The sequence below is a fragment of the Leucobacter tardus genome (assembly GCF_017583045.1).
Classification (GTDB): domain Bacteria; phylum Actinomycetota; class Actinomycetes; order Actinomycetales; family Microbacteriaceae; genus Leucobacter; species Leucobacter tardus.
This window is the reverse complement of the sequence record NZ_JAGFBF010000005.1, coordinates 99,960-125,008: the sequence shown is the minus strand read 5'-3', so window position 1 is coordinate 125,008 and position 25,049 is coordinate 99,960. Positions and strand designations below refer to the sequence as shown.

25 protein-coding genes and 1 tRNA gene are annotated in these 25,049 nt (G+C 68.0%); 8 read left to right on the top strand and 18 right to left on the bottom strand.

Features of this window, described 5'->3' with window-relative positions; genetic code table 11:
- The first annotated feature begins 113 nt into the window (after nucleotides 1-113).
- Nucleotides 114-1,673 carry a PucR family transcriptional regulator gene (locus J4H85_RS07665; protein ID WP_208238438.1) on the top strand — a complete coding sequence of 520 codons (1,560 nt, stop codon included), beginning with the start codon at nucleotides 114-116 and terminating at the stop codon, nucleotides 1,671-1,673.
- Here J4H85_RS07665 and thiL read toward each other — a convergent pair.
- Entirely contained in the window at nucleotides 1,646-2,656 is a 1,011-nt protein-coding gene (thiL, locus tag J4H85_RS07660) for a thiamine-phosphate kinase (protein ID WP_208238436.1), read from the bottom strand. The genes J4H85_RS07665 and thiL overlap by 28 nt on opposite strands.
- An 80-nt stretch (nucleotides 2,657-2,736) precedes the next feature.
- Between thiL and J4H85_RS07655 the strand changes: the two genes are divergently transcribed.
- A complete protein-coding gene (locus tag J4H85_RS07655; protein ID WP_307863512.1) occupies nucleotides 2,737-3,234 on the top strand; it encodes a DUF3515 domain-containing protein in 498 nt (165 codons plus the stop codon).
- Nucleotides 3,235-3,378: 144 nt separating this feature from the next.
- Here the strand turns inward: J4H85_RS07655 and J4H85_RS07650 are convergent, their stop codons facing one another.
- The 10 genes from J4H85_RS07650 to J4H85_RS07605 form a co-directional block, all read right to left on the bottom strand.
- Entirely contained in the window at nucleotides 3,379-4,482 is a 1,104-nt protein-coding gene (locus tag J4H85_RS07650) for a D-alanine--D-alanine ligase family protein (RefSeq protein WP_208238434.1), read from the bottom strand.
- Nucleotides 4,483-4,492: 10 nt separating this feature from the next.
- Entirely contained in the window at nucleotides 4,493-5,608 is a 1,116-nt protein-coding gene (locus J4H85_RS07645) for an NAD(P)H-dependent glycerol-3-phosphate dehydrogenase (protein ID WP_208238433.1), read from the bottom strand.
- A complete protein-coding gene (locus J4H85_RS07640; protein ID WP_208238432.1) occupies nucleotides 5,605-6,372 on the bottom strand; it encodes a lysophospholipid acyltransferase family protein in 768 nt (255 codons plus the stop codon). Before J4H85_RS07640 ends, J4H85_RS07645 begins: the two co-directional genes overlap by 4 nt.
- Nucleotides 6,373-6,433: 61 nt before the next feature.
- On the bottom strand, nucleotides 6,434-7,762 hold the full coding sequence (gene murA / locus J4H85_RS07635) for a UDP-N-acetylglucosamine 1-carboxyvinyltransferase (protein WP_208240292.1): 1,329 nt from the start codon (nucleotides 7,760-7,762) through the stop codon (nucleotides 6,434-6,436).
- 56 nt (nucleotides 7,763-7,818) lie between these two features.
- Nucleotides 7,819-8,421 (bottom strand): 3-isopropylmalate dehydratase small subunit, encoded by a 603-nt coding sequence (leuD, locus tag J4H85_RS07630; protein WP_208238431.1) that lies wholly within the window; start codon nucleotides 8,419-8,421, stop codon nucleotides 7,819-7,821.
- A gap of 3 nt (nucleotides 8,422-8,424) precedes the next feature.
- Nucleotides 8,425-9,891, bottom strand: a complete 1,467-nt coding sequence (gene leuC / locus J4H85_RS07625) for a 3-isopropylmalate dehydratase large subunit (RefSeq protein WP_208238430.1) — start codon at nucleotides 9,889-9,891, stop codon at nucleotides 8,425-8,427.
- Between the two features lie 269 nt (nucleotides 9,892-10,160).
- Nucleotides 10,161-10,236: transfer RNA gene (locus J4H85_RS07620), tRNA-Glu, on the bottom strand.
- A 146-nt stretch (nucleotides 10,237-10,382) separates the two neighbouring features.
- Nucleotides 10,383-11,912: a hypothetical protein gene (locus tag J4H85_RS07615; RefSeq protein ID WP_208238429.1), complete on the bottom strand. Its 1,530-nt coding sequence runs from the start codon at nucleotides 11,910-11,912 to the stop codon at nucleotides 10,383-10,385.
- Nucleotides 11,909-12,538 (bottom strand): ABC transporter ATP-binding protein, encoded by a 630-nt coding sequence (locus tag J4H85_RS07610; protein WP_307863511.1) that lies wholly within the window; start codon nucleotides 12,536-12,538, stop codon nucleotides 11,909-11,911. The genes J4H85_RS07615 and J4H85_RS07610 overlap by 4 nt, the downstream gene beginning before the upstream one ends.
- A gap of 218 nt (nucleotides 12,539-12,756) precedes the next feature.
- Nucleotides 12,757-13,074, bottom strand: coding sequence for a hypothetical protein (locus tag J4H85_RS07605; RefSeq protein WP_208238428.1), 318 nt, complete (start codon nucleotides 13,072-13,074; stop codon nucleotides 12,757-12,759).
- Nucleotides 13,075-13,156: 82 nt separating this feature from the next.
- Between J4H85_RS07605 and J4H85_RS07600 the strand changes: the two genes are divergently transcribed.
- On the top strand, nucleotides 13,157-13,849 hold the full coding sequence (locus tag J4H85_RS07600) for an MBL fold metallo-hydrolase (RefSeq protein WP_208238426.1): 693 nt from the start codon (nucleotides 13,157-13,159) through the stop codon (nucleotides 13,847-13,849).
- Here J4H85_RS07600 and J4H85_RS07595 read toward each other — a convergent pair.
- From J4H85_RS07595 to guaB1, 3 genes are all read right to left on the bottom strand, one after another.
- Nucleotides 13,826-14,998, bottom strand: a complete 1,173-nt coding sequence (locus tag J4H85_RS07595) for an AI-2E family transporter (RefSeq protein ID WP_372440193.1) — start codon at nucleotides 14,996-14,998, stop codon at nucleotides 13,826-13,828. The genes J4H85_RS07600 and J4H85_RS07595 overlap by 24 nt on opposite strands.
- A gap of 91 nt (nucleotides 14,999-15,089) precedes the next feature.
- Nucleotides 15,090-16,529: a threonine synthase gene (gene thrC, locus J4H85_RS07590; protein WP_208238421.1), complete on the bottom strand. Its 1,440-nt coding sequence runs from the start codon at nucleotides 16,527-16,529 to the stop codon at nucleotides 15,090-15,092.
- Between the two features lie 123 nt (nucleotides 16,530-16,652).
- Nucleotides 16,653-18,137 carry a GMP reductase gene (gene guaB1, locus J4H85_RS07585; RefSeq protein ID WP_208238419.1) on the bottom strand — a complete coding sequence of 495 codons (1,485 nt, stop codon included), beginning with the start codon at nucleotides 18,135-18,137 and terminating at the stop codon, nucleotides 16,653-16,655.
- A 97-nt stretch (nucleotides 18,138-18,234) separates the two neighbouring features.
- Here guaB1 and J4H85_RS07580 point away from each other — a divergent pair, with 97 nt between their 5' ends.
- Nucleotides 18,235-18,732 (top strand): YbaK/EbsC family protein, encoded by a 498-nt coding sequence (locus J4H85_RS07580; RefSeq protein ID WP_208238417.1) that lies wholly within the window; start codon nucleotides 18,235-18,237, stop codon nucleotides 18,730-18,732.
- Here the strand turns inward: J4H85_RS07580 and J4H85_RS07575 are convergent.
- Nucleotides 18,729-19,310, bottom strand: a complete 582-nt coding sequence (locus J4H85_RS07575) for a cysteine hydrolase family protein (protein WP_307863508.1) — start codon at nucleotides 19,308-19,310, stop codon at nucleotides 18,729-18,731. The genes J4H85_RS07580 and J4H85_RS07575 overlap by 4 nt on opposite strands.
- A gap of 128 nt (nucleotides 19,311-19,438) precedes the next feature.
- Here J4H85_RS07575 and rpsT point away from each other — a divergent pair, with 128 nt between their 5' ends.
- Nucleotides 19,439-19,699 (top strand): 30S ribosomal protein S20, encoded by a 261-nt coding sequence (gene rpsT / locus J4H85_RS07570; RefSeq protein WP_208238415.1) that lies wholly within the window; start codon nucleotides 19,439-19,441, stop codon nucleotides 19,697-19,699.
- Between the two features lie 92 nt (nucleotides 19,700-19,791).
- Here rpsT and holA read toward each other — a convergent pair whose 3' ends face one another.
- Nucleotides 19,792-20,781, bottom strand: a complete 990-nt coding sequence (gene holA, locus J4H85_RS07565) for a DNA polymerase III subunit delta (RefSeq protein WP_307863507.1) — start codon at nucleotides 20,779-20,781, stop codon at nucleotides 19,792-19,794.
- Between the two features lie 259 nt (nucleotides 20,782-21,040).
- Between holA and ectA the strand changes: the two genes are divergently transcribed.
- From ectA to J4H85_RS07550, 3 genes are all read left to right on the top strand, one after another.
- Nucleotides 21,041-21,559, top strand: a complete 519-nt coding sequence (gene ectA / locus J4H85_RS07560; protein WP_208238410.1) for a diaminobutyrate acetyltransferase — start codon at nucleotides 21,041-21,043, stop codon at nucleotides 21,557-21,559.
- Between the two features lie 132 nt (nucleotides 21,560-21,691).
- Entirely contained in the window at nucleotides 21,692-22,984 is a 1,293-nt protein-coding gene (ectB, locus tag J4H85_RS07555) for a diaminobutyrate--2-oxoglutarate transaminase (protein ID WP_208238408.1), read from the top strand.
- Nucleotides 22,985-23,055: 71 nt separating this feature from the next.
- Entirely contained in the window at nucleotides 23,056-23,445 is a 390-nt protein-coding gene (locus J4H85_RS07550; protein ID WP_208238406.1) for an ectoine synthase, read from the top strand.
- 72 nt (nucleotides 23,446-23,517) lie between these two features.
- Here J4H85_RS07550 and J4H85_RS07545 read toward each other — a convergent pair whose 3' ends face one another.
- Entirely contained in the window at nucleotides 23,518-23,922 is a 405-nt protein-coding gene (locus J4H85_RS07545; protein ID WP_208238404.1) for a hypothetical protein, read from the bottom strand.
- 50 nt (nucleotides 23,923-23,972) lie between these two features.
- Nucleotides 23,973-25,037, bottom strand: a complete 1,065-nt coding sequence (locus tag J4H85_RS07540) for an FUSC family protein (RefSeq protein ID WP_208238402.1) — start codon at nucleotides 25,035-25,037, stop codon at nucleotides 23,973-23,975.
- Between the last annotated feature and the right edge of the window lie 12 nt (nucleotides 25,038-25,049).

Here is a 25,049-nt window from a genome sequence, read left to right as displayed (position 1 = left end):
TCATCAGCCTAGAGGCCAGCACTCACTTCGCAGCGTGCCACAATGGAGTCACCGACCCCCGACACACGCCACTTTGGCAGACCATGTCGAACGTGCCGCATGCGAGGAGATCCATGGAGCCGACCTACACCACCATCGAGCTCGGCACACTCGTGCACCAGTATCAACTCGGACTCGTGCTGATCGCCGGCGTGCGCGCGGACACCGACGAGCGTCCGGTGCAGTGGGTGCACGTGAGCGAGCTCGAGGACCCGGCACTGTTCCTCCCCCCGCGTACCGTGCTGCTCACCACGGGAGCGCGGCTCTCCCAGCACGCCGATCAGGAGACCGCCGATGCGTTCGTCCAGCGCCTCATCGATGCCGACGCGACGGCGCTCGGCATCGCCGTCGGACTGCACTGGGACCGCATCCCGCAGACGTTCGTCCGTGCATGCGACCGCACCGGGTTCCCCCTCTTCCGCGTGCCGTACGACACGGCGTTCATCTCGATCGTGCAGACGGCGGCTCGCCTGCTCGACGCCAAGGCGCACGCACGCGACGCGTGGGCGCTCGAATCGCAGCGCGGCATCGCGCGTGCCGCGCTGCACCGCGACGGCATCGGAGCTGCGGTGCGCGAAGCCGCCGCGCGACTCGGTCGCTGGGTCGCCATCACCGACCGCACGGGTCGCGTCATCGAGTACGCGCCCCGCTCCGAACGCGACGCCGCGACAGCGGAGTGGGTACGACGCGAAGCCCGGTTGCTCGTCGACCGAGGCGTGCGCGCAGGCCTCGCCCGCGGATCCGGAGAGCAGGGCGTGCAGATGCAGACCCTCGGTCACGCCGGGCAACTGCACGGGGTCCTCGTCACTCAGGGCGAGCACGCCCCGGATCACGCGGATCAGACCGTCATCGGGCTCGTCGCCGCCCTGGCCACGGTGCAGCTCGACCACCGGGCCGCGACGGTCTCGGCGGAAGCGTCGCTGCGACGCGCACTGCTCGAACTCCTGCTCGACAGGCGACGGGACCTCGCGGCGCGCGTCTCCGCCACCATCATGCCGCGCCTGCCGCAGGGAGAGGTGCGCGTCGTGATCGTCCCCGGTGGGGCTCGCGACCCGGAGTTCGCCGAGGACGTGACGTCGCTCGCGGCGACAGGTCAGGGTGTGCTTCTCGCCGACCGCGGCGATACCGCGGTGCTCATCTGCGAGCAGGCCCGCTTCCCCGACCTCCGTCGGCTCGTGCGCACGCACCGCTTGCCCGCCGGTGCCTCCGAGCGCGGACCGATCGAGCAGGTCGCCGACCTGTTGGATCAGGCGCAGCGCGCCGCGGCGCAGACACCGGAAGCCGGCGACGTGACCGCGTACTCCCCCGCCCTCCATCGCGGACTCATGCATCTGCTCGAATCGCAGCCCGAGGCCCGGCACCAGGCCGAGACACTCCTCGCTCCGCTCGCCGCGCACGATGCGCGACAGGGCGACGTCATCGAATCGACGCTGCGCGCCTGGCTTCGGCATCACGGGCAGACCAGCGCCGCGGCACAGGAACTCGGAGCCCACCGTCACACGGTGAAGGCACGGGTCTCAACAGCAGCGACACTCCTGCAGCGGGACCTCGACGACCCCGATGCGCGAGCCGAACTCTGGTCGGCCCTGCGCCTCCTCGGACGGGATCACATCCCCGGAAGCGAGATCCGGTAGGGATCCCACCCACCCGGCACGAACTCCGCGCCATCCACGAGCAGGCGAGGCTCATCCTCGGCTCGCGCCCGCACCTCTCCGATCCGCACGAACCCGTCGAGCAACGCCGACCGGTCCGGAAACGTCGCGAGCAGCCCGTGATCCTCACCGCCCGTGAGCATCGCATCGAGTGACACGGCCTCACCCCCGCGCTCGCCGAATCCTGCCTGCAGGAGGCCACTGTCGAACGCCAGATCCACGCCGCTGGCGCGCGCGATCCGCGCCGCGTCGAGCGAGAGCGAATCCGAGACGTCGAGCATCGCCGTCGCGCCCGCGTGCGCCGCGGACGGTCCAAGGGTCACGGGAGGCGTCGGCGCCAACTGGGCCGCCATCGCTTCGGGGTGCTCGGACCAGAGTCCGGCCAACGCTTCGGAATGCGCGACACCGGTGTCATCGGCGCCCTCGCGGAACAAGAGCGCCAGCCCGGTGCCGGCCAACCCGAGATCGCCCGCATAGGCAACGATGTCGCCGGCGGTTGCTCCGGATCGGAGCACCGGAGTCGCGCCCCGGAGTTCGCCGATCGCCGTGACCGCCGCTGTCAGCACCGGCGCGGTGGCGAGGTCGCCGCCCACGACGCCGCACCCGGGCGCGAGCGCACGACAGGCGGCCTCCATTCCTGAGGCGAGCTGCTCCAACAACTCGACCGGAGTCTCCCGCGGACAGGCGAGCGCCAGGGTGAGGGCGGTGGGGACGGCCCCCATCGATGCGACATCGGAGAGATTCGTAGCCGCGAGCTTCCACCCGAGTTCGAACCCGCTGTGCCAGGCGAGCCGGAAGTCCGGCCCCTCGATCATGGTGTCCGTCGTGACCACGAGGTCACCACCACCGCGCAGAACCGCGCAGTCATCACCCGGTCCCACCAGCGCACCAGACGCATGGCCGAGGCGATCCAGGATGCGTCGCAGCACCCGCGACTCGCCGAGCGCCCCCACCGTCTCCATCATGCTGTCCAACCTACCGCTCGATGCCCCGCACCGACGACGGCACTCAGGGGGTGCGGGATCCGCGGCGGTAGGCTGGTCTGGTGACTTCTCGACGCAGCACCCTGCGCACCCTCGCGGCCATCGGCGCACTGTGCGTGACGGCACCGCTCGTCTCCGCATGCTCCTCCGCCGACGTGCCGATGGACGCCGCCGAAGACGCGAACAATCCCGCGTGCGCCGACGTCATCGTCCGGTTGCCCGACACCGTCGCCGACCTCGACCGCCGACACACCAACGCGCAGTCGACCGGAGCTTGGGGCGATCCCGCCGGCGTCCTCCTGCGCTGCGGCGTCGAACCCAGCGGCCCGACGACCGACGAGTGCGTCGACGTCAACGGGGTCGACTGGATCATCGACCGCTCGAACGCCCCCCTCTACCGGTTCGAGGCATACGGCCGATCCCCCGGACTCGAAGTCATCGTGAACTCCGAACTGGCCAGCGGGACCGCGACCGTCGTCGATCTCGCGGCCGTCGCGCAGTATCTGCCCCAGGAACGCGAGTGCACGAGCCTCGCGGACACCCTCGACCTCGAAGAGTAACCGAGCCCCGCGCCGAGAGCGCAGTTCGGCGCCCTTCACGTCGTTCGAAAGGCGACTCTGCGCAATCTCGACGAGGGCATCTGGCACGAGAGCACCCGGTCCGGCCCGCGGGGACCCGTGCGGGTGGCCGCGTGCGAGCCCCGCCTAGTCCTGTTCGAGCGCGAGATCGATCAGCTCGGTGATGAGATCGGTGTATTCGAGACCGGAAGCCGCCCACAGACTCGGGTACATCGAGATGGGCGTGAATCCGGGCATCGTGTTGATCTCGTTCAGCACGGGGCCCGCATCGGTCAGGAAGAAGTCGACACGCGCGAGTCCTCCGCACTGGGCGAGCTCGAACGCCTCGGCGGCGGCGTGCTGCAACGCACGCAGTTCGTCGTCGGTGACCTTCGCGGGAAGCTCGAGGTCCACTCCGGACGCGCCCAGGTACTTCGCCTCGTAGTCGTAGAAGTCGCGACCCGAGAACACGATCTCGCCGACGACGGTGCTGGTGCGCGTCGGTCCGCCGTGGCGACCGCCGAGCACGGCGATCTCGACCTCGCGCCCGATGACGCCGCTCTCCACGAGCACGATGGAATCCTCGGCGAACGCGATCTCGACCGCCGCCGGCAAGCCCTCGGGCTCGACGACCCGCGTGACGCCGACACTCGAACCGGCGCGCGCAGGCTTCACGAAGAGCGGGTACGCGAGTCCCTCGTCGAGTCGATCGATGCGGCTCGGGTCCTGCGCCATCTGGGCGCGCGTCACCGTGTTCCACGGAGCAACGGCGACGCCGGAGTCCGCGAGGATCGTCTTCACCGCGTGCTTGTCCATGCAGAGCGCCGAGCCGAGCACGCCGCTGCCGACGTACGGCAGGTCGACGAGTTCGAGCAGGCCCTGGACCGTGCCGTCTTCACCGAACGGCCCGTGCAGTGTCGGGAACACCACGTCGATGTCTCCGAGCGACCGGATCGTCCCGTCGGCGTCGATGACGCTGAGCTCGCGCGTGGTGGCCGACGCGGGCCACAGCACGCGCGAGCCGTTGTCGTCGACGTGCGGCAGTTCGTCACCGTCCAGGCGGAACCCGTCCAGACGGTCGGCGTCGACGAGAACCGTCGCACCCGACTTCGTGATGCCGACGGGGATCACCCGGAACCGGGTCTCATCGATCGCGTGCAATACACCCGCCGCAGTCACGCAGCTGATCTCGTGCTCGCTCGAGCGGCCGCCGAACAGCAGGACGACGGTCTGCAGCTGTTTCTCCCCCATAGGCACCATGCTATTCGCCGGTGAGTCGATCCCAGAATCGCCGCAGCCGACTGGGCTGCTCGCCGGCCAGCGAGAGTTCCGGCTGCGGCACGTCGTTCTCGGTCGCCAGATGCGGACCCAGATCCTTCGGCGGCATGCGTCGATCGAGGACCATCTGCACCTGCTCCACGATCGGCATGGAGATGCCGCGTTCCCGCGCGAGCTCGAGCACGGAGGGCACCGAGGTGATGCCCTCGGCGACCTGGCTCATCTGCTCCCGAGTCTCTTCCTGGGTGTATCCCTGTCCGATGAGTCGACCGGCGGTGTTGTTGCGCGACAGCGGTGACTGGCACGTCGCGATGAGGTCGCCGAGACCCGACAGCCCGGAGAGAGAGGTCGGGTCTGCCCCGGAAGCGACCGCGAACTCGGTCATCTCGGCCAGCCCGCGCGTGATGATCGCCGCTTTCGTGTTCTCGCCGTAGCCCACCCCGTCGACGATGCCGATCGCCAGGGCGATGAGGTTCTTGAGCACGCCGCCGAGTTCCGTGCCGATGACATCGGTGCTGACGTAGCCGCGGAAGTACGGGGCGGAGCACGCGGTGGCGATCTCTTGCGCCACGGCAGCATCAGCGCACGCCGCGACGCCGCCGGTCGGCTGCTCTTTCGCGATTTCGAGGGCGATGTTCGGCCCCGAGACGGCTGCGACCCGGTTCGGTTCGAGATCGAGCGTGTCGACGATGACCTCGGACATGCGCATCGTGGTCGTGCGCTCGACACCCTTCACGAGGCTCACGAGCACCGTTCTCCGGTCGAGATACGGCTCGAGGTCGAGGAGGTTCTGCCGGAGCGTCTGACTCGGTACCGCGAGGAAGACGAGTGATTTGCCCTTCAGCGCCTCGGCGAGATCGGCGGTCGCGTGGAGCGTGCGCGGCAGATTGACGCCGGGCAGGTACTGCGAGTTGCGCCGTGCCACCTGGATCTCTTGCGCCACCTCATGCCGGCGGGCCCAGATCGTCGTGTCGCAGCCGGCATCCGCGAGCACCTTCGCAAAGGTCGTTCCCCAGCTTCCGGATCCGATCACCGCGACCTTGCGGCCCCGGTTCCGTTGCAGGTTTCCCGTGACGACCGGAATCGGTCTCGTAGTCAAAAACGCCCCGTCTCATTCTGCTGATGCTTGCTCGGGTCCCAGCGCTCATTCGGCGGGGTCTCGCCGCGGAGTCCGCCGAGCAGTCGCGAGATCTCGGCCATCAGCAGGTCCGTGGCCTCGGTCACCGCCCGCTGGTCCGTACGTCCCGCGAACCGGCTGAGGTCGAGCGGCTCGCCAACTGCGATCTCGATGGTCTTGCGCGGGAACGGGTGGATCCGCTTGCCGTACCTGGGCATGAGACGCTGCGTTCCCCAGTGCGCCACCGGGATCAACGGCATCCCCGATTCCAACGCGAGACGAACGGCGCCGCTCTTGCCCCGCATCGGCCACAGGTCGGGATCGCGGGTGAGCGACCCTTCCGGATAGACGATGACGCTGGCCTCGCGTCGGATGAGTTCTCCGGCCGCGCCCAGGGGGTTGCTCGCCGAACTCCGAGTGCGCCCGTCCCGCTCGACGGGCACCTGTCCCGAAGCGCGCAACAGCCACCCGACGACGGGCAGCTTGAACAGGCTTGCCTTGGCGAGGAATCGCGGCGCACGACCGAGGTGCCACACGGCGGCTCCCATGGCGATGGGGTCGATTTCGCTGTAGTGGTTCGGCGAGAGGATGAAGGACCCGCGCTGCGGCAGACGGGACTCGGGGGTGAACCGGTACCGCACCATCAGTGACCAGAACGGGAGCACCAGAGCGGCGAGCACCCAGAAGACCGAGGGCCACCGCTTCTCCGCTGATGCCGTGCTGCGCATCTTCACCGTGTCGCTCATAGTCTCAATTATCGCTGACGGGGGTGCTCAGTCGGAACCGCAGCGCCCCCGTCGGCGAGTCCTATCCTTCGTAGATGAAGTCGGCGCCGAGCAGACGCAGCTTCTCGATGAAGTTCTCGTATCCGCGCGAGATGATGCCGATGTTCGTGACCTTCGACTGGCCCTCTGCCGTCAGTGCGGCGATGAGGTGGCTGAAGCCGCCGCGGAGATCGGGGACCTCGACGTCTGCTCCTGAGAGTTCGCTCGGACCCGTGATGACCGCGGCCTGCTCGAACTCGCGACGCATGACGCGACGCGTCTCGTCGTGCAGCCCGTCCTTGTACACCGTGATGTCCGCGCCCATCTTGTTGAGGGCATCGGTGAATCCGAAGCGATTCTCGTACACGGTCTCGTGGATCGTCGAGACGCCGTCCGCCTGAGTGAGCGCCACGACGAGCGGCTGCTGCCAGTCCGTCATGAAGCCCGGATGCACATCGGTCTCGATCGTGACGGGCTTGAGCGTGCCACCGGGGTGCCAGAAGCGGATGCCGTCGGGGCGCACATCGAAATCGCCGCCGACCTTGCGGAAGACGTTGAGGAACGTCATCATCTCTTCCTGCTCGACACCGCCGACGAAGATGTCGCCGCGGGTCGCCAGTGCGGCGGCGGCCCAGCTCGCAGCCTCGTTGCGATCGAAGATCGCTGCGTGGTCGTAGCCGCGGAGCTCGGAGACGCCCTCGATGAAGATGACCCGGTTCGGCTCCATCGAGATGATCGCACCCATCTTCTGCAGGATGCAGATGAGGTCGACGATCTCGGGCTCGATGGCCGCGTTGCGCAGCTCCGTCTGACCCTCGGCCAGCACCGCGGTGAGCAGCACCTGCTCCGTCGCGCCCACCGAGGGGTACGGCAGCTCGATGTTCGCACCCTTGAGGCCGTTGGGTGCCGTCAGGCTGATACCGCTCGGCAGCTTCTCGATGACCGCGCCGAAGTTGCGGAGGGCGTCCAGGTGGAAGTCGATCGGACGATCGCCGATCCGGCAGCCACCGAGATCGGGGATGAACGCCTCGCCGAGACGGTGCAGCAGCGGGCCGCAGAACAGGATCGGAATGCGCGAGGATCCGGCGTGCGCGTCGATGTCTGCTTTGTGGGCCGTCTCGACGTTCGAGGGGTCGAGTCGCCACTCGCCTTCCTCGGCGCCGCGCGTGATGAGCACGCCGTGCAGCGCGAGGAGACCGGCGACGACTCGCACGTCGGAGATGTTCGGAACGTTGCGCAGCGTGCTCGGCGTGTGGCCGAGCAGTGAGGCAACCATGGCCTTCGTGGCGAGGTTCTTGGCCCCGCGCACTTCGATGCGGCCATTCAGGGGCCGTCCGCCGTTGATGATGATCTCATCTGAGGTGAGACCCACCCGTGCGGCGGCCTTCTGGGAATCTTTGTGGAGTCCCTGGTCTTCCTTGTTCTTCGTCACTCGGACCTCGCGGGGATCGTAGTGGGCATCCATGACGGACGCTTGGATTCGAAGGCGCTGATGGCCTCCTCGTTGCGGAGAGTCAGGGAGATGTCGTCGAGACCCTCCATGAGACGCCAGCGAGCATACTCGTCGATCTGGAACGGCACGGTCAGCTCGCCGACCGACACGGTACGGTCCTCGAGACTCACCGTGACCGGTGTCCCGGGCTGCTCGTCGAGGATCTGCCAGATGCGCTCGACCTCGGGCTCGTCGACCTGGGCGGCGACGAGGCCCTGCTTGCTCGAGTTGCCGCGGAAGATATCGGCGAAGCGCGGGGAGATCACGACCTTGAACCCGTAATCGCGCAGTGCCCAGACGGCGTGCTCGCGGGAGGACCCGGTACCGAAGTCGGGGCCGGCGATGAGGATCTCGGCGTTCTGGAACTCGGGCTGGTTGAGCACGAATTCGGGATCCTGCCGCCAGTGGTAGAACAGCGCGTCCTCGAACCCGGTCTTGGTGACCCGCTTCAAGAACACGGCCGGGATGATCTGATCCGTGTCGACATTCGAGCGCTTCAACGGAGCGGCGGTCGCCGTGAACGTGGTGAACTTCTCCATGGGTTACGCCTCCACCTTCTCGTTCGCTGCACTGTGGTCGACGCCGCGCGCCTCGTCGTCGGCGAGATCCCAGGGACTCGAGAGGGTCCCGCGGATCGCCGTCGCGGCGGCGACGAGGGGCGATACCAGGTGCGTGCGCCCGCCCTTCCCCTGACGCCCCTCGAAGTTGCGGTTCGATGTCGACGCGCACCGCTCGCCGGGGGCGAGCTGGTCAGGGTTCATCCCGAGGCACATCGAGCATCCGGCAAAGCGCCATTCGCCACCGAATGCTTCGACGATCTTGTCGATACCCTCGGCCTCGGCCTCCAACCGCACGCGTGCGGAGCCCGGCACCACCATCAGGCGGAGATCATCGGCCTTGCGCTTGCCCTTGATGATGCTGGCGAAGTCGCGCAGGTCGTCGAGGCGGCTGTTCGTGCACGACCCCATGAAGACGGTGTCGACCGCGATCTCCTTCATCGGGGTGCCGGCCTGCAGATCCATGTACTCGAGTGCGCGCTCAGCGGAGACGCGCGCGTTCGGGTCGTCGATCTCGGCGGGGTTCGGAACGGTGTCGCTGAGCAGCACGCCCTGGCCGGGGTTGGTCCCCCAGGTGACGAACGGTTCGAGCTGCGACGCATCGATGAACACCTCTTCGTCGAAGACCGCCCCCTCGTCCGTCGGCAGGGTCTTCCAGTACTCCACCGCGACATCCCAGTCCTCGCCCTGCGGTGCGTGGGGGCGATCCTTGACGTACGCGAACGTCGTCTCGTCGGGCGCGACCATGCCGGCGCGGGCGCCGGCCTCGATCGACATGTTGCAGATCGTCATGCGACCGTCCATGGACAGGTCGCGGATCGTGGAACCGCGATACTCGAGCACGTAGCCCTGGCCACCGCCGGTGCCGATCTTCGCGATGACCGCGAGGATGATGTCTTTCGCGGTCACGCCGGGGCGCAGTTCGCCTTCGACGTTGATCGCCATCGTCTTGAACGGTTTCAGCGGCAACGTCTGGGTCGCCATCACGTGCTCGACCTCGCTGGTGCCGATGCCGAACGCCAGCGCGCCGAACGCGCCGTGCGTCGAGGTGTGGCTGTCGCCGCACACCACCGTCGTACCCGGCATGGTGAGTCCGAGCTGCGGACCGACCACGTGCACGATGCCCTGCTCGCGGTCGCCGAGCGGGTGCGCGCGCACACCGAACTCTTCCACGTTCTTGCGCAGCGTGTCGATCTGCACGCGGCTCGTCGGATCCTCGATCTGACGGTTGATGTTGAGGGTCGGCGTGTTGTGATCCTCGGTCGCGATCATCAGATCGACGCGTCTGAGCGGCCGATCCGCCATGCGCAATCCATCGAACGCCTGCGGGCTCGTGACCTCATGAATGAGGTGGAGGTCGATGTAGATCAGATCGGGTGCGCCGCCTTCGCCGCGGACGACCACGTGATCGGTCCAGAGTTTTTCCGCCAGGGTGCGGGGTGTTCCAGTCATGAGTGCTTCTGCCGTTTCCTTTCGCGCGACGCGCTGAAATAGGTGGGGTGTAACCGACCACGCGGAAGCTCCGCGACGGGTGGGTCGGTTTACTCACCCCCGTCGCGGCACGGAAGAAGCTGCCGCACACGCATAGCGAGCAGTTTACCACCGCCGACTATCGCATCCTGGATGCGGTCGGAACAGGAGCGATCACCGGGATCCGCCAGGCGCACTCCGGACACACGAAAGGCTCCCGGCCAGCAGAAACTGCTGAACCGGGAGCCTGTTGGTGACCCCAGCGGGATTCGAACCCGCGTTACCGCCGTGAGAGGGCGGCGTACTAGGCCGCTATACGATGGGGCCGAGCACTTGCCATTGCCTCGACCGGACTCTCGCCCCTGCCTCAGCAACCCCTCTATCTTGGCACACCCGTGCAAGCGGCACAAATCGGCGGGCGAATCTCGGGCGCGTCGCCGCTCGACGCGTTCTCGGACGCCGGAGCGCAGGGGTCAGCCACGCGTCGAACGCACGCGGTGCACGAGCCAGCCGGTCAGCGCGAGCAGCATCAGCGAGCCCCAGGTGACGAGCGGTGCCGCCGTCTCGAGCCAGGAAGTCGCGCCGGACGGAGTTCCGATCACCGCCAGGATCGCTCCGCTCCCGGCAGCCACGAGTGCCGCACCCCACATCCACGTGAGGACGACGATGCCCGCCGCGTCCCCGGCGGGCGTCTGCACCGGAGCGAGCAGTCGGACAGGCACGGGTCCCTGGTGGGCGGCGACGGCAGACGCGAGCACGGAGATCCCGGCCGTCACCGCGCCGCTCACTGCTCCGCCCGCACCGTGCGCCAACGCACCCCCGACCGACGCGCACGCCACCGCGAGCCCGAGTGGAAGGACCAGGTGCGCACCGGTGAGCCGCCCGCGAGACCCAGGCAGCAGGGAGGGGCCGTCGAGACCGAATGCCGCAGCACGGAGTCCCCTGGCAGTCGTGGCGGTAGCGGCATAGGCGAGGAGTGCAGCACTTGCGCCGAACACCATCGTTCCCGTGGGGCCGACCGACGCGGCGCCGGCGAACCCTGCCGCAGCGCCGCTGAGCACGAGCGCGATGACTGCTCCGCATACCCGCATAGGGGTGCGGACGAGTCCGCATGCGTCACGCAGCCAGATCAGGCGCGCCCCCCGCGCTCGTGCCCGCGGACGCGGACGCCACCGGAGGTTCCTGCCCCGTCGCACTGGTGCGGCGAGGTGCATCTGTGCGGCGCGCGCGTCCGCCGTGAGTAACGCCGTGCCGACCGCGAGGCGGCGCACCGCCTGAGCGCGAAGCGTATCGATGTCGAGGGAACGCAGCAGTGCGGGAAGCGCCAGCACTCCCAGCAGCACGCTCACCGCCAGCGCCACGAGGACCGCCGCTCCGGCGAGGTCTCCGTTCGCGCCGCCTCGGAGCGTCGCGTCAGCGAGTCGGTCGACGACGATCCGGCCGCCGATCAGCACTCCCGCGCCCGCACCGCAGGCGACGACCGCCCGACGCATCGATGTGCGACTACGCTGCGCGACCAGGGCGGCGAGCCCGGATCCTGCTCCGACTGCGCCGCCCCCGAGCGCTCCGACGAGCATCACGTCCGCGCGCTCGAGGAGGGAGTTGCCGGCGTGCATCCCGATGGCGCAGGCGACGAGGAGACCGGCGGCGGCCCCGATCCCGGACCACAGCACGAATGCGGCGCGCACTTGACGACCGAGCTGCTGCGATCGCGCGCGCGGGGTGGCATGCACGAGATCCAGGCGCGGCAGGGTGTCTCGCGCGGGGCCGAGATGGGATCCGGCGGCAGCGCTCAGCATCCAGCAGATGAGTATCGCGGCGGCCGTACCGCTCGCAACGTCAGCCGGCGTCTCAGTGGTGATGACCGCGGCGGGCCCCGCTCCCCACAGCACCAGCGCTCGAGCAACGGGCACTCCCACCGTCAGCGCCAGCATGAGGGCCAGGTAGACGCGGAAACCGATCGTGCCGATCGTCGGGGCTCCGGGTCGCGCGCTGCGACTCACGCCTCGATCCAGACACTGCGTTGCGCGACGCTCGCGATCACGGCGTCGTCGTGCGAGGCGAACACCACGGCGATGCCCCGCTCTCCCGCGTCGCGCAGCGCGGACGCCAGCAGTGCGCGCCGGGAGGGGTCCAAGCGCTGTTCGGGTTCATCGAGCAGCACGACTCGGGCCGGTCGGGCGAACGTCACCGCCAACGCGACGAGTTGACGCTGTCCGCTCGAGAGCTCGTCGGGAAATCGATTCGTCACTGCCGTGAGACCGAACTGCGCGATGAGTTGGTCCGGAGGGGTCGGGACGGGGATCGGATCGAGGCACGGCCCGCTCACCGTCCCGGCGAACGGCTGCCAGGCCGCGGCGATGAACGCGAGGTGATCGACGACCGTCAGGTCGGGGTAGAGAGCCGGAGGATCGATCAGTGCCGCGATGGCCTCGCGCACCCCAGGCCGCCGTTCATCGACCGGTTGCCCCATGAACGTCGCAGTGCCGCAGGTGGGGCGCAGACGACCGGCGAGCACGCGGAGCAGGGTGGTCTTGCCCGCTCCATTGTCTCCGCGAACAGCGATGCACTCCCCTGCGGTGATGTCCAACGATGCGGGTTCGAGAAGTGCGACACCGTCGCGCGACACACTGACGGCGTCAGCAGACAGGATCGGTGGGCAGTCAGACGCGAGACGCGAGCCTGCGGCTGGGGAACGGGCGAAGGCTGTGGCTTCGCGGGGTGCGGAAGAACGAAAGCGAGAACGGAAGGTCACGAGAAGGTCCTGTTCGTGCGAGGTACAGGGGACGCTGAAGCGCCCCGGCTCACACGAGCGGACGGATCACCCGCAGCACTGGGGAGCAGGGATCACGCGGCAGCGTGCGGGCGCGGAGCGCGGCACGAGATTCCGGGCGCGCGCGGGCGCACGGAATCGGTGAACTCGCGCCGACCGAGGAGGGGTGGCCCTGCGTGCGACCACCGCGGCAGCGGACCGGATGGCACTGGTCCAGCGGCCATGCGGCGCGGCAGAACGGCGACGATCGAGACTGCGAACGATACGACGCAGACGAGCCCGAGCAGAATGAGCGCGGGACTCGGCAGCGCGCCCGCCGGAACCGCGGCGGTCACGGCGCATGAGAACAGCATGAGGCTCACGCTGAGGCGCAGTTCCCACCGCTGCAGCATGACTCGCCTCCCACTCGTGTACGCCCCGCCGCATCGACTCGGCACTGCCGCCAGCTTACGCGTGCGGGCGTAGGATCGGGCCATGCACGCATTCAGACTCGCCCACGCCGGAGTGGTTCTCACTGAGACGGACCACGCACTCGTCATCGATCCGGGCAGCTTCACCACTGCGGAGGAGCTCGATGCGGCGATGCGGATCGCTCCCCCGGTCGCCGGAATCGTCATCACGCACGAGCACGCGGATCACTGGACGCCCGAGCACGTGACCGCGATCCGGGGCGTTGCCCCGCAGTGCCCGATCATGACGACCGCGGCCACGGCATCCGCACTCAACGCCGCGGGGGTCACCGACGTGAGGATCGTCGCCGAGGGGGACGCGATCGACGTGGGCCCGTTCGCGCTCGAGTTCTACGGGGGCAGGCACGAGGTACTGCACTCCAGCATTCCGGTCGTCGACAACGTCGGCGTGCACGTGAACGGCACCTTCGCCTACGGCGGGGACTCGCTCGTCCGCCCGCCGTTCCGCGCCGACGTGCTCGGCGTTCCGATCGGATCACCGTGGTCGAACATCGCACAGGTCATGGACTTCGTCCTGAACGCTCGTGCCGCGCGCATCTACCTCACCCACGCTGGCATGCTCTCATCGGCGGGGCTGCAGCTGTTCACCGCGCGCGTGCGCGAGTGCCTCACGCAGAACGGTGGGGAGCTCATCGAGCTCCCCACCGTCTCGGCCATCACCGAGGCCGGTGCGTCACTGTCTGAGCTCGGACGCTGACGGTCGCGCCCACTTCGCCGCCGTGTCCGGACCGTCCCAGACCTTGACGATGCCCCAGGCGACGGCGGCGATCGGCACCGCGAGCACGGCGCCCAGCACGCCGCTGAGCACCGTTCCCACCGTCAACGCGAGCAGGATGACCAGGGAGTGCAGCTTGAGCGCGCGCCCCATCAGCACCGGCTGCAAGAAGTTGCCCTCGAGCTGATTCACCAGCACGACAATGCCGACGACGATGATCGCGGTCACGAACCCGTCGGAGACGAGTGCCACGAGTGCGGCCAGCGTACCCGCGAGCGTGGCGCCCACGATCGGGATGAAGGCGAGCAGGAACACCAGGACCGCCAGCGGCACCGCGAGGGGGACGCCCAAGATGAGCAGGCCGATGAAAATGCCGATCGCATCGACCGCCGCCACTGAGGCGGTTCCGCGCACGTAGGATCCGAGCGTCTGCACGACCTTGCCGCCCACGCGCTCCGCGCGCTCGCGGTACTCGCCCTCGAACGGACGCAGCAGGAAGCGCCAGATCTTCGGGCCGTCCTTCAGGAAGAAGAACAGCACCACGATCATGAGCACCAGACCGGTGACGAAGCTGCCGACGGCGCTCACGCCGGCGATCGCACCGCTGCCGAACTGCGAGCTCGTCAGGAAGTCGGTCGCCCAGCCCACGAACTGGTCGCGGTACTCGAGCAGCTGATCCTGATCCGGGGCGAACGGCAGCTGCGGGATCGTGTTCACGAGCTGCGTGAATCCGTCCTGCGCCTGCGAGGCGAGCTCATCCCACTGATCCTTCACCGCCCAGACGATCAACCAGCCGACTCCCGTGAGAAGCAGCACGATCCCGAGCAGCACGATGACCGTAGCCAGCACATCGGGCACGTTCTTGCGGCGCAAGAACCGCATGACCGGTGAGAACGTGCTCGCGAAGATGAGCGCGAGCAGCACCGGGATCACGACCAGTGACACCTGCCGCATGCCCCAGATGAGCGCAGCGGTGAGGGTGAGGACGATGATGATCTGCAGCGAACGCGTGCCGAGGTACCCGAGTCCGTCGCTCCACAACCGGAACGCCGACGGACGATTCTCGCGGGCGACCGGCTGAGCACCGTCTCCGAGCGCCGCGGCCAGCGTCTCCGTGTTGCGTTTGCGCAATTGCCGTCCGAACACTTCATTCCCCCGTATCTGCGGTGTTGCGACTGTACTGCGATGTGGATAGGAGCTTATACGACAGATGCCGCCGCCATCAGACGGCGCGCGCCTCGACGTAGGCGCGCAGTTGAGCCTCGTCATTCGGCATCGCGGTCACCCGCTGCGGCAGGTCGAGCATGCCGGCCCAGTGGTCGGGCAGTGCATCGGCGGCACCGATCGCCTCGATGACGATCTCGGGGAACTTCGCGGGCTTCGCGGTCTCCAGCACCAGCATCGGCACCTCGGCGTCGAGGTGCTGACGGGCGACCTTGACGCCGTCCGCGGTGTGCGGATCGATCACGCGTCCGGTGGCACGGTGCACCTCACGAATCGTCTCCACGCGATCCGAGTGCGTGCTCGACCCGCTGACGATGCCGAACTCCTCGGAGAAGCGGGGCTGCTCGTGCGCGAGGTCGATCGTGCCGGTCTCGTCGAGTTCGCGCCAGGCGGCCGCGAGTCGTTCGGGATCGCGGCCGAGCACATCGAAGATGAAGCGCTCGAGGTTCGACGCCTTCGAGATGTCCATCGAGGGGCTCGACGTCAGGTACGTCTCAGCACTGGCGCGCGGTGCGTAGACGCCCGTGCGGAAGAACTCGTCGAGCACATTGTTCTCGTTCGCCGCGAGCACGAGCCGATGGACGGGCAGACCCATCTGCTTGGCGTAGTGCCCCGACAGGATGTTGCCGAAGTTGCCCGACGGCACGGTGAACGACACCCGCGCGGTCGACCGCTCGTCGGCGTCGAGCGCATCGGTCTGCCGCAGCCACGCCCAGAAGTAGTAGACGACCTGCGCACTGATGCGCCCCAGATTGATCGAGTTCACCGTGCCGAGGCGATGATGCCGTTTGAACTCGAGGTCGGCGGACAGCTGCTTGATGAGGTGCTGACAGTCGTCGAAGACCCCGGCGACCGCGATGTTGTGGATGTTCTCGTCGGTCAACGAGTACATCTGAGCGCGCTGGAAGTCGCTCATCCGCCCCTGAGGCGACAGCATGAACACGCCGATCCCCTGCTTGCCGCGCAGCGCGTACTCGGCAGCGGATCCGGTATCGCCCGAGGTGGCACCCAGGATGTTGATGGTGCGTCCGCTGCGCGCGAGCACGTACTCGAGCGACTGGCCGAGGAACTGCATCGCCATGTCTTTGAATGCGAGCGTCGGCCCCTCCGAGAGACCGACGAGCGACAGGCGCGCATCGACCTCCGAGAGCGGCACCAGCGGCACGACGGCCGGTTCGACGAAGTTGTCGGGCGAGACGGCGTACGCGTCGCGACACATGCGTGCGAGATCGTCTCTCGGGATGTCCGTGGCGAACAGGCTCAGCACCTCGGTCGCGAGAGACGGGTAGTCGAGCCCTCGCCAGGACTCGCGCGTTTCGGCGTCCACGCGCGGCAGCTCCTCGGGTACCACCAGGCCTCCATCGGGTGCGAGACCCTCCAGCAGGATCTCACCGTAGCCGGCGGGATCCATCCCGCCGCGGGTCGAGAGATACTTCACGTTCGCTCCTTCTCAGCTGCCTGCCGCGCGACACGGTTCGGGTCTCGTCGGCGCACGTTTCTCTATTCTCTCAGCATCGGGGGTCGCGAGACGCCGCCCCGCGGGGCGAAGGGACGACCCGGTCTACCAGGAGACGGGCAGCGCCTTGCCCTCTTCGTAGCCGGCGGCGGATTGGAGGCCCACGTGCGCGCGCACGTGGAAGTCTTCGAGCCGGCCGGCTCCGGCGTAGGTGAACGACGACCGGACGCCCGAGGTGATCATGTCGAGCAGGTCCTCCACGCCGGGACGCAGCGGGTCGACGGAGATCTTCGAGGCAGAGATGCCCTCGGCGAACAGCTCTTTCCGCGCTCGCTCGTACGCATCCAGCTCGCCGAAGCGCGCCTGCACGGCTTTCGTCGACGCCATGCCCCACGAGTCCTTGTACACGCGTCCGTCTGCGTCGGTCCGCAGTTCACCGGGCGACTCGGCGGTTCCCGCGAACCAGGACCCGATCATCACCGACGAGGCCCCTGCGGCGAGCGCGAGCGCGACGTCGCGTGGGTACCGGACGCCCCCGTCGGCCCAGACGTGGGCCCCGCGCTCGCGGGCGGCCTGCGCGGTCTCCAGCACGGCGGAGAACTGCGGGCGCCCGACGGCCGTCATCATGCGGGTGGTGCACATCGCGCCCGGCCCCACGCCGACCTTCAGGATGGTGGCACCCGCGCCGACGAGGTCATCGACGCCGTCGGCGGTCACGATGTTGCCCGCGACGATCGGCACCTCGAGATCGAGTGCGGCGACGGTCTCGATGGCGCGGATCATGCCTTCCTGGTGACCGTGCGCCGTGTCGATGACGAGGGCGTCCGCCCCCGCCCCGGCGAGCTCACGCGCTTTCGCGGCGACATCGCCGTTGATGCCGACGGCGGCTGCGGTCGCGAGGCGGCCATCGCTGCTGACGGCCGGGCGGTAGAGCGAGCCCCTGAGGGCGCTGCGTTCGGTCAGCGTGCCGATGAGGTGACCGTTCGATAGCACGCACACGAGCTGATCGGCGTCGCCGCGGGTCAGAGCGCTCACACGGTCGAACGTCTCGCGTCCGGAACCGAGCTCGCCCGCTTCGATGGTCGGGACTTCCGACTGGGCGAGGTTCGCCAGGACGGCATCGCCGGGCACCGCCGCGAGTCGCGTGGACGGCACGACGCCGAGCACGCGATCCATCGGGATCCCGCTCGTCGCGGTCACCGCATCGTCGGAATCCACCACGACGACCCCGTGCCCCTCGGCGACGGGAACGGTGCGCAGCGCGTCGGCCGCGGTCGCAGACGCCCGCATCACGTGCGGGGCGTCGCAGTCGACCGGCTGGGACTTGACCCGACGGACCGCCGCAACGAGGTCGTCGATGGCGAGGTCCTGCGGCAGTACCGCGAGGCCGCCGCGTCGAGCGAGGACCGCCGCGAGACGCGGACCGGTCACCGAGTTCATGTTGGCCGCGACGAGCGGCAGCGTCGCCGGGGTCCCATCATTCGGTGCGAGATCGACGGAGAGCCGACTGCCGACCGCCGAGCGTCGGGGAACGAGGAAGACGTCCGAGTAGGTGAGGTCGACCGTAGGGCTCGCGCCGATGAATTCCATACGTCACACGTTACGGCACGCACCCGCGGAAACGCCCGGGTCTTCGGCCGTCCCGTAGACTCCCGGCGAAACCGCTCGACAGATGCGAGGAGGAGCTATGGGTGTTCCGCAGGTGCAGGCGGCGCTTGCCGCGACCGGATTCGACGGAGAGGTGCGCGAATTCGCAGAGTCGAGTGCCACGGTCGCACTCGCGGCCGAGCAGGTCGGCACGTCTCCCGAGCGGATCGCGAAGACGATCGCCCTGACCGACCCAGGTGATCCGGATCGCGCGATCCTCGTGGTGATCGCCGGTGACGCGCGCATTCACGGCGGCCGCTTCAAACGGACGTTCGGCGGCAAGCCCCGCATGCTCCCCCACGACCAGGTGGAACCGATGACCGGTCACCCGGTCGGCGGTGTGTGCCCGTTCGCGAACCCCGACTCGGCCCGCGTGTTCCTAGACGCGTCACTGCAACGGTTCGTCTCGGTCTTCCCCGCCGGGGGATCGGCGACGTCGGCCGTCGAGGTGCGGGTCGACGCGTTGATGGAGTTGGCCGGCGCCGAGGACTGGGTCGAGGTCACCTCGGGATGGCAGACGGTCGACCCGCCCCATTAAGTCACGGCGTCCGCGCTCGACCACCGCGCGATCACCTCGTCCACGGTCTCAAGCGTGGCCTGCCGATCGTCGACGAGTTGCTGCAGGACGGTCTCCTCGTAGTCGGGCCGCTCCGTCGCCACGGCATCGGTGACGACCGACATCCTGGTGTTCATGGCGTACCCGTCACGGGCGGTTTGAACGATGCAGAGATGCGTCGACACCCCCACCAGCACGACCCGGTCGACTGCGAGGTTCTTGAGACGCAGATGCAGATCCGTGCCGAACCACGCGCTGTCCCGCGTCTTCTCGACCCGGGTCGCATCCTGAGTATCGAGCCCCTCGACGAGTTCGGTCGTCGGGTCGCCCGCGAACAGGTACCCCTGGTCGTCGTCGAGCATGTTCAGCGTCCACGTCGATCGGTCGCGACTGTGCACCGTGGTGATGACGAAGACGGGAAGCCCGACCCGTCTCGCTGCAGCGGTCAGTCGGTTCACGGTGCCGACCAGCTCCTCCCGACGGGACGACAGCGGTTCGTCCTCGAAGAACCCCGCCTGCATGTCGACCACGAACACTGCCTCGTTCACGTCGTGACTCACGCGAATCCCCCCTCATCGTGTAACATTGATTCTTGGCTTGCGTGTGGATCACACCACACATCCCGTGCGGTGCCCTCTCTCACTTCACGGACCATCCGATTCATCCAGACTGAAGGACACAACCCAACGTGGCAAACATCAAGTCGCAGATCAAGCGCATCAAGACCAACCAGAAGGCAACGGAGCGCAACCGGGCCTACAAGAGCGAGCTCCGCACCGCTGTGCGCGCCGCACGCTCCGCCATTGCCTCGGGCGACAAGGCCGACGCGCAGGCGAAGGTGCAGCTCGCGACCCGCAAGCTCGACAAGGCCGTGTCGAAGGGTGTCATCCACCAGAACCAGGCCGCGAACCGCAAGTCGAAGCTCGCTTCGCAGTTCGCAGCGCTCTAACAGGCACCTGCGTTCACGCGACAGGCCCTCGCTTCGGCGGGGGCCTGTCGCGTGTCACGCGGTCGCGACCGCCGCGCTGCACGGACGGACACTCAGCGGTCTCTGCCGCGCCTTGCCACCCGCAGCAGATACCGTTCGAGCGCGTATTCGGGGTCGCGGCTGCCGCCCTTGAGCAGCCACTCCGTCTCGGCGCCGGCATCGACGCAGCGCGCGAGATCCTCTTCGGTCCAGCCGCGCAACTCGCGCTGGGCGCGTTCGACCTGCCATGGCGCCATGCCCAGCTCCTTCGCGAGTTGCCCCGAGGCACCGCGCGCCCCGTACACGCGGGCCATCGCCCGCACCTTCATGTTGATCGCGACCAGGATCGGGATCGGATCCACGCCCGTCGACAGCGCCTGACGCAGCAGCACCAGCGCATCCGCGGCCTTGCCCGCCGTCGCCGCATCGGCGACTTTGAAGCCGTTCGTCTCGACCCGACCCTCGGTGGCCCGTTCGACCTCGTCTTCCGTGATGCGCGAGCCGGTGTTCGTGACGAGTTGCGCGCACGCACCGGCGAGTTCCCCGAGTCCGCCGGAGTACGCGGCGAGCAGCATGCGCATCGCTCCGGGCGTCGCCTGCGCCCCGAGACGGCGGAACTCCGCTTGAACGAAGGCCAGACGGTCAGCGTCCTTCTTCACCTCGGCGCACACGACCTCGATCCCGTTGCCCGTGCCGGATCGCACGAGATCGAGCAGTGCCTTCCCCCGCTGACCGCTCGCGTGGCGCAGCACGAGCGTCGTGTCCTCTGCCGTCTCCGCCACGTAGCGCTTCGCGTCCTCGAGGAAGGCGTCGGACGCCTTCTCGACTCCCGAGACGCGGATCAGCCGCGGCTCGGCGAAGAGCGAGGGACTCGCGATGGTCATGAGTTCCCCGGAAGTGTAGGCCGCCGCGTCGACGTCATGGACTTCGAGCTCGGACGACATCTCGCGCATCTCGCTGCGCACAGCCTGGATCGCACGGTCTGCCAGGAACGATTCGGGCCCACTGACGAGCACCACCGGGGCCGCCCGCACCTGGTCCCACGGGACCTGCGGAATCTGCACTTTCGATCGGCTTCCGCCACCTGATTTCGTCTGTACGCGCGCCACTCGTCCAGCCTACTCGGACCCACGGACGCCCACCCGTGAATGTAACGAAGCGATAACGACCTGGGTCTATCCCGCAGCGGGTGCTCGATCCCGAGTATCCCCTTATGAGCATTAGCGCTCATCGACGCCCGATGACCGCTTCCCGAGCAACATCGGCGCGATTCCGCGCTTCTCGCGCTTGACTCCTCCGCTGGTCTCGCTATGTTGGATCACCATGGAAACGGTACAGATCACTGATCCTCCGCTCACCTCCACACTTACCCCCGAACTCGACATCAGAGTCCCCACCCTCGACGACGGACAGCACCTCTGGGAGCTCGCGCGCGATTCCCAGGTCCTCGACCTGAACTCCAGCTACTCGTACTTGCTCTGGTGCCGCGACTTCGCCGAGACCTCCGCCATCGCGACGATCGACGGAGACCCCGCCGGCTTCATCACGGGATACACCCGCCCGGAGTCGCCGGACACGCTCATGATCTGGCAGGTCGCCGTGTCCGCGGAGCACCGCGGCCACGGTCTCGCCAGCCGCATGCTGAACCGCCTCGCAGACTGGACGAACGCGAAGCGCCTCGAAACCACCATCACCCAGGACAACGAGGCATCGCAGCGACTCTTCGCCGCTTTCGCCGCCGACCGCGATGCGCAGTGCAACCGGTCGCCATTGTTCACCGGCGACCTCTACCCCGACTCGCACGATACCGAGTACCTCTACGAGATCGCCCCGCTCCGCTGAGCCTTTCGCGCCCGTCGCGCGCCGCTGCGTCCACGCGGCATCGCGTGACCGGCGCCGCGCGGTTCCCGCCGGATCCGCCGAGCCCCGCTGTGTTCCCCGCGACGATCGTCGATCGTCAGGAAGGATAGACCTATGTCTGATGTGTTTACCGAAGTCGAGTCTGCAGTTCGCAGTTACTCCCGCTCCTGGCCCGCCACGTTCGTCCGCGCGTCGGGCGCGAAGCAGTGGGCGGAAGACGGCACCGAGTACATCGACTTCTTCTCCGGTGCCGGAGCCCTGAACTACGGTCACAACGACCCCGCCGTCATTGAACCGCTGATCGCGTACCTGCAGTCGGGTGCGGTGCTGCACTCGCTCGATATGCAGACGCCCGCGAAGCGGGAGTTCCTCGAAACGTTCTCGGAATTGATCCTGAAGCCGCGCAGTCTCGACTACAAGGTGATGTTCCCCGGCCCGACCGGCACCAACACCGTCGAGGCCGCACTCAAGCTCGCCCGAAAAGCGACGGGGCGCCAGCACATCCTGTCGTTCACCAACGCGTTCCACGGCATGACCCTCGGATCGCTCTCGGTCACCGGCAACGCCATGAAGCGCCGCGGAGCGGGGATCCCGCTGACGCACACGTCGCGACTGCCGTACGACGGGTACCTGGCGAGCGGCCAGTCGGATTTCGAGTGGCTCGAGAACGTGCTCGAGGACTCCGGTTCGGGCGTCGACAAGCCGGCAGCGATCATCGTCGAGACCGTGCAGGGCGAGGGCGGACTCCGCGCCGCGAGCGCCGAGTGGCTCCGGACGCTCGAATCGCTCTGCCGTCGCCACGAGATTCTGCTCATCGTCGACGACGTGCAGGCCGGATGCGGGCGGACCGGATCCTTCTTCAGCTTCGAAGAGGCCGGGATCACCCCCGACATCGTGTGCCTGTCGAAGTCCATCTCAGGATCGGGCCTCCCCCTCGCGCTCACACTCTTCCGGCCCGAGCTCGATCTCTGGGAGCCGGGCGAGCACAACGGCACGTTCCGCGGGAACAACCCGGCGTTCGTCACCGGTACGGCGGCGCTGAAGGCCTACTGGGCCGATCCGACGTTCCAGAACTTCATGGGCGGTACCATCGCCCACCTGCAGCGCCGACTCGACGAGATCATCGGAATGGTGGACGGCGCCTCGCAGCGCGGACGCGGCCTGCTCGCGGGCGTGAAGTTCGCGGACCCGAACCTCGCCCAGGCGGTCGCCGCCGAGAGCTTCAGGAACGGTCTGCTCGTCGAAACGTCGGGCTCCGAGGATGAGGTGTTGAAGATCATGCCTCCGCTCACCATCAGCACGCAGGATCTCGACGCCGGATGCGACATCCTCGCCGCAGCCGTGCGCGAGGTCACGAGCTCGGCGACGGACGACCAGGCGGGCGAGCACTCACTCGTCGACGCCTGAGACGCGGTTCGAGCACAGCACCACCGCTCACACCCTGCACCATCGACCGCACTTTCAGAAAGGAAACCCTGATGCGCGTAGTCCAGTTGAACGACCTGAACGATACCGACCGCGATGTGACCTCGGAGACCTGGCGCAGTCGGCGCATGGTGCTCGCGAAGGAGGGAGTCGGCTTCTCCTTCCACGACACCGTCATCTACGCCGGCACCACATCGACGTTCCACTATCAGAACCACGTCGAGGCGGTGTACTGCGTGCAGGGCACCGGCACACTGACGAACGAGGAGACGGGCGAGACCTTCCCGCTTAGCGACGGCACGATGTACCTGCTCGACGGCAACGAGAAGCACACGGTGCAGGCGGACACCGAGCTGCGCATGGCGTGTGTCTTCAACCCTCCGGTCACCGGGCGCGAGGTGCACGACGAGAACGGGGTCTACCCGGTCCTCGCCGAAGCCTGACCCTCGCGAAGACGACGGAGCCCGCCCCGACCATCTCGGTCGGGGCGGGCTCCGTCGTATCGGTCGCGAGAGTTACTTGCTCTTGCGCCACAGGATCAGCGCGATCGCGATGGCGAGCAGCCAGGAATCCTTCGCGATCGCCGTGCCGTCCTGCGTCGGCCGGACGCCGTCTGACTCGGTCATGCCGGGCGTGCGCAGGTACATGGAGACGAGGCTTCCCGAGAACGCGGCGAGCACGAGTCCGGCGATCTTGTTCGGGATGAACAGCAGCAGCAGGGCAGTGCCGACGCCGATCTCGCCATAGCTCAGGAACTTACCGAACTGTTCGCGCGACAGCTGTTTCAGGGGCGGCACGCCCTTGACCGCCATGCCCTGCAATGATTCCGCGGCTTCGGGCGGCAACCCGAGCTTGCCGATGCCGGAGTTCAGAATGAACGCTCCGGGAATGATGCGGAGAACTGCGGTACTGAGACTCATGTGATGCTCCAGTTCGGTGAGACGGGTACGAGGTTTCTACGATAGGGCGCTCATGAACCCGCTGTCGAGGTCTTGCGCCGCCGGTCCCAGAGTGCGCTCACACTCACCACGCCGATGCCGACTCCTGCGCCGAGCGCCGTTTCGAGCAGTCGCGCGCTCAACAGCTCACCGACGGGTGTGGGGTGGGCGAGCTGCACCATGAGCAGCGCCAATGGGGTGATGAAGATGAGCGCGAGTGGGTAATTGCGCAGCACGAACAGCTCGGCGATGAACTGCAGGAGGATCACCCAGATCACCAACTGCCACGCCTCCGACGGGAACGAGAGGAGGAATCCGGTCGCAAGGATGCCGAGCGCCGTACCGATCACGCGATGGAGCCCCCGCTCGACCTGCGCGCTGCGCCCGGGCACGGACAGCGGCGCGATCGCCGCGATCTGAGCCCAGTACGGGAACGGCAGCCCCGAGAGCAGGCCCACGGCTCCGGCGAGAAGCGCCGCGATCGCGGTGCGCACGAACTGCGCGCGAACCTGCGAGGTCATCCAGTGGTGTCGGACGGGCTCGAAGCCCTCGGGCGGGTGCCCTTCGCCGAGCCAGTGGCCGGCGAGTCCGAGGAGGACACTGCCGCCGGCGGCGGCCGCGGCGATGAGGACTGCGATCCAGATCGGCGCCGCGGGCGGGGCGGCGGCGACGGCGGCGACGGCGAACAGCGGGAAGAGGGCACCCCCGGGCTTGATGTCGCGAGCGGTCACGAGCGCAGCTGCGATACCGGCGACGAGCGACGTGATGCATAGCGTCACCCAGGGAGCCGTGGATGGGTCCCACCGCTCCCCCGCGGACGCGAGCGTCGCGCCGATGGCAACGCACGCGGTCAGCACGATGGCCATGAGGCCCTGCCGTCGGAAGCGGTCGCGCGTCGGTTCGTATCGGGAGTAGATGCCGGTGAAGGCTCCAAATCCCGCGTACAGCGCCCAGCTCACATGATTCGTCGACAACAGGATGAGGAGCGGGATCGCGAGCCCGAGCGAAATGCGGAAGGCCGGAAGGTGGTCGGTGCGTCGCGGTCCGAGTCTCACGAAACGGCGCAGCGGACCGGTGGCCGGTGCGGGTTCTGGCACTCGGATCCTCTC